The sequence below is a fragment of the Pseudomonas sp. BN505 genome, assembly GCF_029873175.1.
Classification (GTDB): Bacteria; Pseudomonadota; Gammaproteobacteria; order Pseudomonadales; family Pseudomonadaceae; genus Aquipseudomonas; species Aquipseudomonas putida.
Map to the genome: position 1 here is coordinate 95,669 of NZ_SSOI01000026.1, position 12,751 is coordinate 108,419.

The window sequence follows — 12,751 nt, forward strand, 5'->3', positions numbered from 1 at the left end:
CATGCGCCGCCTCGAACTGGAATTCCAACCCCGGCGCAGCGGCCCACTGGCCTGGTCGCTGCTGGCCCTGGGCTGCGCCGTGGTCGCCGGCCTGGTATTGCTGCAACAGCATTTGCAGACCGAGCAGGTAGACCTTGAGGCCAGCGTGCACAGCCTGGAGCTGCAACTGGGCCGCCGCCCGGCCACCGTGGCCCCGCAAAGTACTGCTGCCAGCCGTGAGCAGGCCGAGCGGCTGGCCCAGATGCGCAGCGTGTCGCAACAACTGCAACGCCCCTGGCAGCAGCTGTTCGCCATGCTCGAAGCCTTGCCGCAGGACGATGTGGCGCTGCTCGGCCTGACCCCGGACGCGCGCAAAGGCCAGGTCCGTATCGCCGCGGAAGCACGCAACCTGGAAGCGATGCTGCAGTACCACCAGCGCCTGGAAGCCAGCGATGAGCTCAGCGATGTATCGCTGCTCAACCATGAGGTGTTGGCCGCGCAGCCCGAGCACCCGGTGCGCTTCACGCTCACCGCCACCTGGGAGACTGGCCATGCGCGCCCTTGAATCGCTGAACAGCCTGATCCTCCAGGAACGCCTGCGCCGCGTCGGCCCGGTTGGCCTGGCCGCCGTCGCCGTGGGCGTGCTGGCGCTGGGCGTGGTGTGCGCCGGGTTGCTGCCGCAGTGGCAGAGCGTGCGTGAACTGCGCGCCACCGAAGCGGACGCCAGCGTTCAGGTCGGGCGGGTCAAGCGTGGCGAGGTGAAGATCGCCGTCAAGCCCGAGCAGCAGGCCCTCGACAGCCTGCGCCAGCAATTGCCGGGGCAGCCCCAGGCCAGCGAGCTGATCGAGCGCCTGTACCACCTGGCCAGCGCCGAGCACATCAGCCTGGCGCGCGGTGAGTACGCCTTGGGCGTCGATCCCAAGACCCAGCTGGCGCGCTACCAGATCGTGCTGCCGGTGCGCGGCAGCTACCCGCAGATTCGCGCCTTTATCAAAGGCCTGCTCAAGCAGCTGCCGACCTTGGTGCTGGAAGACCTCGAGCTGCAACGCAAACGCATCGGCGACAGCGAGCTGAATGCCCGCCTGCGCATGACCCTTTACCTGTCGAGGTCATGATGAACACACAACGTGCAGTCATCTGGGCCAGCTTCCTCGGCGTGAGCGCAGTCCTCGCCTGGGCACCAGGGCACTGGTTTGACCAGGAAGATAGCGTTGCGGCCTTCGCGGGCAAGTCGGATCGCCGCACCGCCGCTCCCACAGGAGTTGTGGGCAACGCCGAACCTGTGGGAGCGGCTTTAGCCGCGAAAGGGCCGGAACAGGCCTCCAGAGATCTGTTCCCAACCCAGCAATGGACCAAACCCCAAGCCCTGGCCACCGTCACCGAACAACCCGTGGCTGTCGCGCCCATCGTGGCCGCAGCGCCGACCGCCCCGGAACTGCCGTTCCAGTTCATCGGCCGCATGGGCAACGACAACGACCTGCAGATCTTCCTGCAGAGCGGCGAAAAACTCTACGTCGTGCGCCAGGGCGACGTCATCGAAGACACGTATCGCCTCGATCGGGTATCGGCCAGCGAGCTGAGCCTGGTCTACCTGCCTTTGCACCAGTCGCAGACCTTGTCTGTCGGGAGCGCACCATGAAGTCGTCAAAGCTGTGCAAGCCTGCTCCGTTCCTGCTGTTGGCGTTGTGCGTGGCCATTGCCGGCTGCGGCTCCAGTGCGGTACGCAAGGACAGCGACCAGTTGATGAAGGAGGGCCAGTACGAAGCCGGTATCGCCCGGCTGGAAGAAGCCCTGCGCGATGACCCGCGTGATACCGAGCTGAACATCGCCCTGGCCCACAGCCGTCAGGCAGCAGTCGAGGCGCTGATCACCCAGGCCGATGCCGACCGCATCCGCCACGACTTTGCCAACGCCCGCATGGGCTATGGCCGGGTGCTTACCCTGGAGCCGAACAACCGCCGCGCCCAGGAAGGTACGCGCCAGCTGGAACTGATCCGTACCCTCGACGAGCGCGTGGCCCTGGGCCAGGCAGCGTTGCGCCAGGGCGACCTGTTCGGTGCCGAGCGTTACATGCGCGAAGTGCTGCGCCTGGACCCGCAAAACCAGAAGGGCATGGCCCTGCGCAGCGACATCGAGAATGTCCAGGCGCGCACCGCGCAACCCTTCCCGCAGCTGCGCAGCAAGCTGGACCGGCCGGTCACCCTGGAGTTTCGTGATGCCAACCTGAAGACCATTTTTGAAGTGCTGTCCCAGGTCGCCGGCATCAATTTCATCTTCGACAAAGACCTTCGCCCGGACATGAAGGCCACCATCTTCGTGCGTGAAGTGCGCATCGAAGACGCCGTGGCGCTGCTGCTGGAGCAGAACCAGCTGCGCCAGAAGATCGTCAACGACAACACCCTGATGGTGTACCCCGACTCGCCGCAGAAGACCAAGGACTACCAGGAACTGGTCATGCGCACCTTCTACCTGACCAGCATCGACGCCAACACCGCGCTGAACATGGTCAAGACCATGCTCAAGACCCGCGACGTGTTCGTCGACGAGCGCCTCAACACCCTGACCATGCGCGACACCCCCGATGCCGTGCGCATGGCCGAAAAGCTGCTGCAATCGCAGGACCAGTCCAACCCCGAAGTGGTGCTGGAAGTGGAGGTGATGGAAGTGGCAACCTCACGCATCCTCGACCTTGGCCTGCAATGGCCCAACACGTTCGGCGTGCTGACTTCCGACGGCAAACCGGTCAGCGTGCTCGACCAGCTGAGGGGCATCGACTCCAGCCGCATCAGCATCGGGCCGGCACCGCAGGCCAAGATCAATGCCCAGGACAAGGACATCAATACCCTGGCCAGCCCGGTGATCCGCGTCAGCAACCGCGAGCAGGCACGTATTCACATCGGCCAGCGAGTGCCGATCATCAGCGCCACTTCGGTGCCGTCCACCCAGGGCCCGGTAATCACTGAAAGCGTCACCTACCTGGACGTGGGTCTCAAGCTTGAGGTGCAACCCACCGTGCACCTGAACAACGAAGTGGCGATCAAGGTGGCCCTGGAAGTCAGTAACGCCACCCCGCTGGAGGCTACCCGCCAGGGCACCATCCCGGTCCAGGTCGACACCCGCAATGCCCAGACCACCCTGCGCCTGCACGATGGCGAAACCCAGGTACTGGCCGGCCTGGTGCGCAACGACCACAACGCCAGCGGCAACAAGATCCCGGGGCTGGGTGACATCCCCGGCCTGGGCCGGCTGTTCGGCAGCAACAAGGACGACATGAGCAAGTCCGAGCTGGTGCTGGCTATTACCCCGCGCATCGTGCGCAACCTGCCGTACCAGAGCCCGTCGGACATGGAGTTCTCCACTGGCACCGAGTCGGCCATGCAGGTACGTCAGATGGCCCCGCTACCGCCAATGGACGTGCCCGGCAACGCGCCGGCTACCGACGCACCGGTCGTGGACAGCCAGATGGCAGTGGCCCCGGCCAACGGGAGCCCACGGCCATGAAAGCCCGGCGCCGCATGCAGGGCTTCAGCCTGATCGAAGTGGTGCTGACCCTGGCCCTGCTTGGGCTGCTGGCCAGCATGGCCGCGCCACTGACCGAAACCGTGGTGCGCCGCGGCAAGGAGCAGCAACTGCGCGAGGCGCTGTACCAGATTCGTGATGCCATCGACGCCTACAAGCGGGCCTTCGACGCTGGCTACATCGAGAAGCGCCTGGACGCCAGCGGCTATCCACCGAACCTGCAGGTGCTGGTGGACGGTGTGCGCGATGTGCGCAGCGCCAAGGGCGCCAAGTTCTACTTCCTGCGGCGCATCCCGCATGACCCGCTGGTGGCGGCCAAGGATGAAGACGAAGGCGGCTGGGGCCTGCGCGCCTATGACAGCAGCCCCGACAACCCGCGCGAAGGCGAAGACGTGTTCGACGTGTATTCCAGGGCCCGTGGCAAAGGCCTCAACAGCATCCCCTACGGGCAATGGTGACAGCCATGAAACGCAGCAAAGGCTTCACCCTGATCGAACTGCTGGTGGTCATGGCGATCATCGCCACGCTGATGACCATCGCCATGCCGCGCTACTTCAACAGCCTGGAAAGCTCCCGTGAAGCCACGCTGCGCCAAAGCCTGGCGGTGCTGCGCGAGTCGCTGGACCACTACTACGGCGACACCGGTCACTACCCGGACTCGCTGGAGCAGTTGGTGGAGCAACGTTACCTGCGCAACACCCCGGTCGACCCGATCACGGAGCGCAGCGATGCCTGGCAGCTGGTGCCACCGCCCGAAGGCGTGGCCGGCGGCGTGGCGGATATCAAGAGCGGTGCCACAGGGAGGGCGCGTGATGGCAGCCTCTTCGCTGAATGGTAAGGCCGAGCGTGGCTTTACCTACCTGGGTGTGCTGCTGCTGATTGCGGTCAGCAGTGTGGCCCTGGCCGCCACTGGCACGATCTGGGCCAGCGCCGCCCAGCGTGATCGCGAGCGCCAGTTGCTGTGGGTGGGCAGCCAGTACGCCCAAGCCTTGCGCAGCTACTACCGTGCCTCGCCGGGCCTGGCCCAATACCCGCAGGCGCTGGCCGACCTGCTGCAGGACAACCGCTTCCCGCAGGCCCAGCGGCACATTCGTCGGCTGTACCCAGACCCCATCACCAACAGCGACGAGTGGGGCCTGCTGCGTGCAATCGACGGCCGCATCACCGGCGTGTACAGCCGCTCGGACGCCACCCCGTTCAAGCGCAGTGGCTTCAGCGCCGAATGGAGCGCTTTCGAAGGGCTGGAACACTACAGCGACTGGCAGTTCGTCGCCGAGCAGGCCTTCAGTGAAAGCGCCGGCGGCGTGCAGACCCACAGCGGCCCGGGAGACACGCCATGAATACCTTGGCTGCGCTGTGCCTGGGCCTGCTGCTGGCGTTGGCCACTTCGGCCAAGGCCGGGGACGAAGACGAGATGCAGGGCTTCATCGTCGACAACACCATTTCGCACATCGGCCACGACTTTTACTACTACTTCGCCGACCGCCTGCGCGCCACCAGCCGCCTGGACTTCAACCTGGTGGTACGCGAACGCCCGGATGCCCGCTGGGGCAGCCTGGTCACCGTGGAGTTCGAGCGTGAAGTGATGTACCGCCGCTTCCTGCCACCAAACACCACCGAGCTCAAAGACGAGGCCGTGGCAGCCGCCGACCTGGTCAAGCAGCAAATCATTCAACGCAAGCTGCAACGCCTGCTACAGGACACCACCGACTTGGAGAGGGACGAGCTATGAACCACCGCATTCCACGTTGCATCGCCGCCTGCCTGCTGGCCAGCGCTTGCGCTACCCAGGCCACCGAGCTGGTGTACACCCCGGTCAACCCGGCCTTTGGCGGCAACCCGTTGAACGGCACCTGGTTGCTGAACAACGCCCAGGCGCAAAACGATTACGACGACCCCGACCTCAAGGACCGTGCCTCGGCCTTTACCGGCACCACGGCCCTGGAGCGCTTCAGCAACCAGCTGGAGTCGCGGATGTTGTCGCAGTTGCTGGACAACATCAGCAACGGCAGCACCGGCAGCATGGCGACCGATGCGTTTCTCATCGACGTCATCGACGATTCAGGGGCCTTGAGCATCAAGGTCACCGATCGTGCCACAGGAGAAATTTCGATCATTGAGGTCAGCGGCCTGAACCCCTGAGAGGGAAAGGCTTTTATGTTGGGGAGAGAACACCATGAAACGTCTGCTGAGCACGCTGCTGATCCTCACCGCCCTGGGCCTGCAAACTGGTTGCAGCCTGCGCGAACCCATGTCGGCCGAACAGGACTCGGAAACCCCGACCCTGACCCCTCGGGCCTCGACCTACTACGACCTGATCAACATGCCACGGCCCAAAGGCCGGCTGATGGCCGTGGTGTACGGCTTCCGCGACCAGACCGGGCAGTACAAGCCCACCCCGGCCAGCTCGTTCTCCACCAGCGTCACTCAGGGCGCGGCCAGCATGCTGATGGACGCCCTCAGTGCCAGCGGCTGGTTCGTGGTGCTGGAGCGTGAAGGCCTGCAGAACCTGCTGACCGAGCGCAAGATCATCCGTGCTTCGCAGAAAAAGCCGGATGTAGCCGAAAACATCATGGGCGAACTGCCACCGCTGCAGGCCGCCAACCTGATGCTCGAAGGCGGCATCATCGCCTACGACACCAACGTGCGCAGCGGCGGCGAGGGTGCCCGCTACCTGGGCATCGACATCTCCCGCGAGTACCGGGTGGATCAGGTAACCGTCAACCTGCGCGCCGTGGACGTGCGCACCGGGCAGGTGCTGGCCAACGTGATGACCAGCAAGACGATCTACTCGGTAGGGCGCAGTGCCGGCGTGTTCAAGTTCATCGAGTTCAAGAAGCTGCTGGAAGCCGAGGTGGGGTATACCACCAACGAACCGGCCCAGCTGTGCGTGCTGTCGGCGATTGAATCGGCGGTGGGGCATTTGCTGGCGCAGGGGATTGAACGGCGGCTGTGGCAGGTGGCGGGGGATGCGGGGGAGGGCAAGGCTACGGTGGACAAGTACCTAAGCCAGAATCAGCAGCCGTGAGGTGCAGCCACGATTTATGACCTCGGGCCCCAACATACCAATTGGCAATAGGCTGCGTCGATAATTTCCATGGCTGGAATTTGATTTGTGCAACTATCACAATTGCCAGTTGAATTTGTTCTGCTGGCGGATACCATTAGGTAATGGCTAGTGATGGTTAAAAGGTAATGGCTGTATCGCTTCTTGTTAGGAGGGTCGCAGATTTATGTCAGGCTGCCTGCCTATTGCCAGCAAATCGTGAGTGGGAGTAAGTGTGCACTTTCATCAAGGCTGCTTCGACTGGCTGATGTTTAAATAAGTTTCCACAATTTTCCGCTTACTCGGTCTATGGATATTGTTCGAATCGACTAGGGTTGCTTAACTTTAACGGTGAGCGGATAGATAGGGTGAGCAAATTTTATATGTTGGGCAATGGTTATCGAGCGCTCAGCACCTCCTTGATGCGTTTCAATAGCCCGGACATGGTTAGCCCATTTTCTGTTGGTGGGATAAATGCATATGCATACTGTCTCGGGGATCCTGTAAATTTCCAAGACCCAGAAGGACATTCGAGAATAGGAAGATTTTTTTCAGGTTTATTTAGAGGTTCTAGGAAAGCATCCTCTTCGCAATTCCCTAACTCACCCGCTAAGCGGCCTACAACAGTGCCTGAAGGCTATTCGTTAATTGGTTACCACGGGGGCGCGCTTGAACACAAGAACTCGCTAGAAGCTGGGCTAAGCTCCGAATTCTCTGGTAGCGCTAGCGGTCAGGCACTGATGGGGGAGGGATTTTATTTTGCTCACAAATTTCAAATCGCTGCTAATTACGCTGGTTTTGCGGCAGCTAAAGGTCTCACGCCGCATGTTTACGGCGTGTACGCGGAAAGGAGCGAGTTCCTGAATTTTCGTAAGGGAGGTTTCGAGGAACCGTATGGTAGGATCGGAAGTGCAATGATGGTTGACAGTCGGTTGTTTGGGAAGATTGTCGTGCGGGCGGAAATAAAGATGCCAATGGTTCGTAGGGACTCATTTTATACACAGGAAGCCCAGGATAGGGCAAGGGGTTTGTGACAAAGTCTGTGAGATTGAGCGCCGCCCTCGCGGCGCTCGCCATCCGCTCCACCTGAAAAGCTCCGTCGTACACGCCCAGTCATCAGGGCCGATTGCTTCAGCGCATCCCCTATCATTTTTGCCAGTAGCGGCAATGTGTTGCGCATGGATAAATTGCCACGGATGACAAAGGAAATCTGCCATGGCGAAATTGTCACGCCCGAACGCTGTACTGTTGCTCGGCATCGCTGCGCAAACAGTACAGGCCGCTGATGCGACGAGCTGCTCGCCATGCGCGCAAAGGCGGCGGTGCACCAATTGCACACCGGGTAAAACAGCGCCACCGATGACTGCGGTGGCCTGGACAAACCCGATTGTCTGTGCAGCGGCATATCGTTGCGTACAACGGCCAGCCGCAATGCCACCACCAACCCACGACTAAGCCGGCAAGGCGGTGGCCCGAGATTGGTGGGACCTGGCAGTAGCCATAATATTTAAGTGCGAGCCTAATCCCAAGGAGAATTCCTGTGGTGCAGAATACTTTAAGTCAGGATGTCAAACGAAAGGTCTACCATTTTTATCGCAAGGGTCGTGCCGCCAATCAATTACAAGAAGGCGCAAACCATACAGTTGTCGAGTATGGAGATCAGCTCCTGGCTCAACAGTCATGCAAGGATGGAGTAAGCACGTGCACAGTGTTAACTGTTGATCAGCAGCGAACAGTCCTATACCGAGCTGGCCAATATCAGTCACGACAGCCCCTTGTTTACACACCCTATGGTCAGCCTTCGCAACACCCTGGATGGCTCGGGTTCAATGGCGAGCGACCAGATCCGATAACGCTTCATTATTTGCTTGGCAATGGCTATCGCGGTTTTAATCCCGTACTGATGCGATTCAACTCCCCTGATAGTATGAGCCCTTTTGGGGTGGGCGGTTTGAACGCTTATAGTTACTGCCGGCAAGATCCAGTAAATTATCAAGACCCGAGCGGTAATTCCAGAGTTGGTCGCTTTTTTTTAAATTTGTTTGGGCGTTTCGCTGGAGGTCGTCGGCATGAAGCCCCGACGAAAGAGATTTTTTCAGCAATCTACGCCAACGTTACCCCATTACTTGTGGCTTCAATGAAACCTTTTGGCCGAAAGAATGGCGGCGGAAACTATCTAAAGCTACAGGTCACTCAGGAGCAGGTTACAATGAACGTCACAACAGGAAACCCTCTGCCGGCAGGCTATGAGTACTTGGGGGTCCATGGGAGTAGCGAAATGCAAATGGCATCATTGCAGGCGGGGGTTGATATTAAGCATAATGTTACGAGTGTTCACGGGAGAGGATTTTATTATTCGCCAAATATTAAAACGGCTGAGAATTATGCCTTGGATAAGCGCGGAGGGCGAGGGTACGTGTATGGTGTGTATGGAGAGAGCGCAAAGTTGACGGGCCATATTGATCAATATCGTGGCGGTGATTATAGGGTGGTTCGTAGAGAAGGGATTCCGTTCATAATAGTTAGGGACTTCATACAGTATCCCCAAATCGCTTCAGAGGTCAGGCGTTAGGTGGGGGCGTGAAAGTGATTTGCCGCTTGTCTTGATCTGTAAGGCTTTTAAATTTTTCGCAAACGCCGCATGGAACACGCCTGTGAAAACATAGCGACATCGCTTTTCGCGAGCTTGTCGAGGCGTGTCACGATCCGGTGGTTCTCTTTCAGCCAGCCAACCATGCGCTCAGATGGTCAAATGCCTGACGACGAGAGCGTGTAGATTGGCATTTTGCTGGTACCCATTTTACGTTTGCCGTTAGCACCCTCCGTAAACTGGAAATAGGAAAGTCATCATGCTGCCCTCGGCTAAGGTTCAAAATAAAACCAACACACCGTCACCGACAAAAACTGTGGCCTATTCACCTTACGGTTACCACCTGATCTTATCGGGTGTGCTTGGTTTCAACGGCGAGCGATCAGATCAAATTGCTGGGCACTATTTTCTTGGTAATGGCTATCGTGCTTTCAACCCTCCCTTGATGCGCTTCAATTCCCCGGATACTATGAGCCCTTTTGGAATTGGAGGGTTGAATTCATACGGTTATTGCTCTGGGGACCCGGTAAATTTCCGGGATCCAAGTGGCCACTTGTCAGTGAGTGGTGTTCTGTTGAATATGACTGCGTGGATAAGCAGCAAAGTCGGCTTTAGTAAAAAAAATAACACGTGGAGCGGATTCGAAGGTGTGTCTCAAAGTCCGCCCGACACGTATGCCCCTCTCAAGAGGACTCACTCCGTACCGTCACTCATGCGTCGTCGTCCCGCGAGCGAAATTATAGCTACTGGGGATAAGTTTGCCCTTCATGGAAGTACAGATGGGCATGGGCCTAGTTTGAAAGCAGGGCTCGACCCCACCCTCCAGGGCTCCAGTTGGGCGCAACGATTTGGTAAAGGATTCTACGCCGCGCAGGATGTAATGAGGCCTTGGGAATACGCCAAGGATACGGCTGCGAAAAATGGGCAAAAGCCGCAGATTTTTGCTTTGTATACAGAGAATTTTCACCGACTAAAGCCCGGGCTACATTATGAATATAGAGTGCGTGACGCATTTCCAGCGGAGCGCGCTTTTGGGGAGATGGTTATAAAGCAAAGTGCCTACCATTTAATTACCCTTGGGGAAGTCAGGTCGGGGAGAGTCGTGCTTCCAAGATCCAAGGAGGCGCCATTTTAGAGCCCGGTCGAGATCTCGAAACCTACACTTTTTGGCAGACCTTCGAAAGATGGAATTATAAAAAATATGATTGGTTGTTACGCTAGTGCGGCTAAATTTGCCGTGCGTTCGCCTGTGGACTACGAAGATGCGCTGGTGCACCTGTCCACGCTGTTCAAAGGGCGTTTGCGACCAACCTCAACGCGTTGGGCTGGCCGGCGGGGCGGAAGGCGGCGTCGAGTGCCTGACGGGGCTTGGGGAGTGGTGATATCGATCGATATCCCTGATTGACCTCGAGGGCCTCTTCGCGGGCTCGCCCGCTCCCACAGGTACAGCGCAGTCCTCAGGCTTGCTGCGAACCCTGTGGGAGCGGGCAAGCCCGCGAAGCAGGCGACGCGGTGGATCGCAGCGGCAACGCCGGTGATCGCCGGCAAGCCAGCACCCACAGGGATTGCGCCAGCTTCAAGTAACCCGGCCAGCTGCACCCCAATCCATCCACTACCAGATGACGGCCAGCCATTTCTCCCGCACACTGCGGAAAATTCCCAAGCCAGTACCCCGTCACATTGCGGGGCACAGCCGGAGTAGAAAATGGCGCGACAACTAATAACAAACGCCCACGACCCGCTGCACGAATCCCGCCAGGCCCGCCTGAAGCTGGCCAGCGAAGGCGAATTACCGCTGGGCATGCTGCGCGACGAGATCGACGCGTCCTGGCGCCGCAGCCTGGGCCATGGCCTGGATTGCCTGCAGGGCGAACAGGTCGGCCTGGGGCTGGAGCAGGGCCACGACCTGCGCATGCTGCTGGAGCGCAACCGACTGTTGGTCGACGCCGTCACCCCGGAACTGGACTACCTGGTAGCACGCCAGGGCAAGGCCGGTATTGTCATCCTCGGCGACGCCCAGGCCAACGTGCTGGCCATCGAAGGGCAGAAGCATGTGTTGCAGCGCGAGGGCCTGCGCGACCTGCATCCGGGCAGTTGCTGGAGCGAGTCGCTGCGCGGCACCAATGCCATCGGCACCGCCGTAGTGGAAGGCCGGCCGACGCTGATCAACTGCGGCGAACATTACCTTGACCGCCTCAGCCCGTTCTCCTGCACTTCCGTGCCCCTGCGCGACCCGCGTGGGGAGGTGATTGGTGTGCTCGACATCACTCGCGAAGGGGTGATGGCACAGCCGCAGGACAGCCTGTCGACCCTGATGCTGGCCGCCGGCAACATCGAGAGCCGTATGTTTGGCCTGTGCCACCCAGAGCAATTGGTGCTGGCCTTCCACAGCCGCCCGCAATACCTCAACAGTCCCTGGCATGGCCTGTTGGCGTTGAGCCTGGACGGTGAGGTGCTGGCGGCCAACGACAGCGCCTGCCAGCTATTGCAGGTGCCGCGCCATGAACTGATCGGCCGGCACAGCAGCGACCTGTTGGGCGAACGCTCGCCAGCCTTCATTGCGCGCCTGTGGCAGGGTGGGGTAAGCAGCGTGCAAACGGCCAAGGGAGAGTTCTACTTCCGCGCCTTGCAACTGCCACGCCATGGCCGGGTCAACGGCAGCACACCGGTCAGCAAACCGGCGCTGGGCAAGCAGTCGCCTGCACTAGACGCCCTGGCCGGCGGTGACCCACGGCTGGCGCGTAATTTACGCATGGCCCGTCAGGGGCTGGGCAATGGCCTGCCAGTGCTTTTGCTGGGCGAAACCGGTACGGGCAAGGAGGTCGTCGCGCGTGCTTTGCATCAGGCCAGCCCACGTGCCGACAAACCCTTTGTGGCAGTCAACTGCGCGGCCATCCCCGAAGGGCTGATCGAATCCGAGTTGTTCGGCTACCGCGAGGGCGCGTTCACAGGGTCGCGCCGGGGCGGCATGGTCGGGCGGTTGATGCAGGCCCATGGTGGCACGCTGTTCCTCGACGAAATCGGCGACATGCCGCTGGCCCTGCAAGCGCGCCTGTTGCGGGTATTGCAGGAACGCCGGGTGGCGCCGCTGGGTGCCGGCGACGAGCAGGACATTGATGTGGCGCTGATCTGCGCCACCCACCGCGACCTCAAACGCCTGGTGCAGGAACAGCATTTCCGCGAAGACCTGTACTACCGGGTCAATGGCGTATCACTGCGCTTGCCGGCGCTGCGCGAGCGTGACGACTTGGCGCAGATCATCCAAAGCCTGCTGGAAAAGTCCGATGCCCGTGGTGTAACCCTGGACCCGGCTCTGGCCACATTGCTCGAAGGTTTCGACTGGCCGGGCAACATCCGCCAGCTGGAAATGGTAGTGCGCACGGCGCTGGCCATGCGCGAGGACGGCGAGCAGGTGTTGACCCTGGACCACCTCACCGATTGCCTGCTGGACGAACTGGCCAGCGGCACCGCGCCCTCCGGCAGCCTCAAGGACAACGAACTGGAGTTGATCCGCGGCGCCTTGGCGCGCCACCAGGGCAACGTTTCCGCCGCGGCCGAGGCTCTGGGGATCAGCCGGGCGACGCTGTACCGCAAGCTCAAACAGTTGCGCGGCTAAC

General features: G+C 60.4%; 13 protein-coding genes and 2 pseudogenes. 14 read left to right on the forward strand and 1 reads right to left on the reverse strand.

Going from position 1 to position 12,751, the window contains the following annotated elements:
- The first annotated feature begins 1 nt into the window (after position 1).
- The 12 genes and pseudogenes from E8E78_RS05550 to E8E78_RS05605 all read left to right on the forward strand — a co-directional run bounded on the left by E8E78_RS05550 (position 2) and on the right by E8E78_RS05605 (position 9,116).
- Positions 2–544, forward strand: a complete 543-nt coding sequence (locus E8E78_RS05550; protein WP_016499457.1) for a hypothetical protein — start codon at positions 2–4, stop codon at positions 542–544.
- On the forward strand, positions 531–1,094 hold the full coding sequence (pilO, locus tag E8E78_RS05555) for a type 4a pilus biogenesis protein PilO (RefSeq protein WP_016499458.1): 564 nt from the start codon (positions 531–533) through the stop codon (positions 1,092–1,094). Before E8E78_RS05550 ends, pilO begins: the two co-directional genes overlap by 14 nt.
- Complete coding sequence (locus E8E78_RS05560; RefSeq protein ID WP_049274051.1) at positions 1,094–1,618, forward strand: hypothetical protein; 525 nt, start codon at positions 1,094–1,096, stop codon at positions 1,616–1,618. Before pilO ends, E8E78_RS05560 begins: the two co-directional genes overlap by 1 nt.
- Positions 1,615–3,480 carry a secretin N-terminal domain-containing protein gene (locus E8E78_RS05565; protein ID WP_049274053.1) on the forward strand — a complete coding sequence of 622 codons (1,866 nt, stop codon included), beginning with the start codon at positions 1,615–1,617 and terminating at the stop codon, positions 3,478–3,480. Before E8E78_RS05560 ends, E8E78_RS05565 begins: the two co-directional genes overlap by 4 nt.
- The gene (locus E8E78_RS05570) at positions 3,477–3,956 is read left to right on the forward strand and encodes a type II secretion system protein (RefSeq protein WP_016499461.1); all 480 of its coding nucleotides are present in this window, start codon (positions 3,477–3,479) and stop codon (positions 3,954–3,956) included. Before E8E78_RS05565 ends, E8E78_RS05570 begins: the two co-directional genes overlap by 4 nt.
- 5 nt (positions 3,957–3,961) lie before the next feature.
- Complete coding sequence (locus E8E78_RS05575) at positions 3,962–4,336, forward strand: type II secretion system protein (RefSeq protein ID WP_012272103.1); 375 nt, start codon at positions 3,962–3,964, stop codon at positions 4,334–4,336.
- Positions 4,311–4,838, forward strand: coding sequence for a type II secretion system protein (locus tag E8E78_RS05580; protein WP_049274056.1), 528 nt, complete (start codon positions 4,311–4,313; stop codon positions 4,836–4,838). The genes E8E78_RS05575 and E8E78_RS05580 overlap by 26 nt, the downstream gene beginning before the upstream one ends.
- Positions 4,835–5,230, forward strand: a complete 396-nt coding sequence (csgE, locus tag E8E78_RS05585; protein WP_016499463.1) for a curli production assembly/transport protein CsgE — start codon at positions 4,835–4,837, stop codon at positions 5,228–5,230. The genes E8E78_RS05580 and csgE overlap by 4 nt, the downstream gene beginning before the upstream one ends.
- Entirely contained in the window at positions 5,227–5,640 is a 414-nt protein-coding gene (locus E8E78_RS05590) for a curli assembly protein CsgF (RefSeq protein ID WP_049274057.1), read from the forward strand. The genes csgE and E8E78_RS05590 overlap by 4 nt, the downstream gene beginning before the upstream one ends.
- Positions 5,641–5,674: 34 nt before the next feature.
- Positions 5,675–6,526, forward strand: coding sequence for a CsgG/HfaB family protein (locus tag E8E78_RS05595; RefSeq protein ID WP_016499464.1), 852 nt, complete (start codon positions 5,675–5,677; stop codon positions 6,524–6,526).
- A gap of 314 nt (positions 6,527–6,840) precedes the next feature.
- Positions 6,841–7,074, forward strand: a pseudogene (locus tag E8E78_RS05600) (RHS repeat-associated core domain-containing protein); the annotation flags it as partial.
- 1,010 nt (positions 7,075–8,084) lie between these two features.
- A complete protein-coding gene (locus tag E8E78_RS05605) occupies positions 8,085–9,116 on the forward strand; it encodes an RHS repeat-associated core domain-containing protein (protein ID WP_280313347.1) in 1,032 nt (343 codons plus the stop codon).
- A gap of 47 nt (positions 9,117–9,163) precedes the next feature.
- On the opposite strand, the pseudogene E8E78_RS05610 reads toward E8E78_RS05605, so the two are convergent.
- Positions 9,164–9,286 (reverse strand): annotated as a pseudogene (locus E8E78_RS05610) (IS5/IS1182 family transposase); the annotation flags it as partial.
- Between the two features lie 107 nt (positions 9,287–9,393).
- On the opposite strand from E8E78_RS05610, the gene E8E78_RS05615 reads away from it, so the two are divergent.
- Both E8E78_RS05615 and E8E78_RS05620 read left to right on the forward strand, forming a co-directional pair.
- Positions 9,394–10,269 carry an RHS repeat-associated core domain-containing protein gene (locus tag E8E78_RS05615; RefSeq protein ID WP_280313349.1) on the forward strand — a complete coding sequence of 292 codons (876 nt, stop codon included), beginning with the start codon at positions 9,394–9,396 and terminating at the stop codon, positions 10,267–10,269.
- A 570-nt stretch (positions 10,270–10,839) separates the two neighbouring features.
- Positions 10,840–12,750 carry a sigma-54-dependent Fis family transcriptional regulator gene (locus tag E8E78_RS05620; RefSeq protein WP_280313351.1) on the forward strand — a complete coding sequence of 637 codons (1,911 nt, stop codon included), beginning with the start codon at positions 10,840–10,842 and terminating at the stop codon, positions 12,748–12,750.
- The last annotated feature ends 1 nt before the right edge of the window (position 12,751 follow it).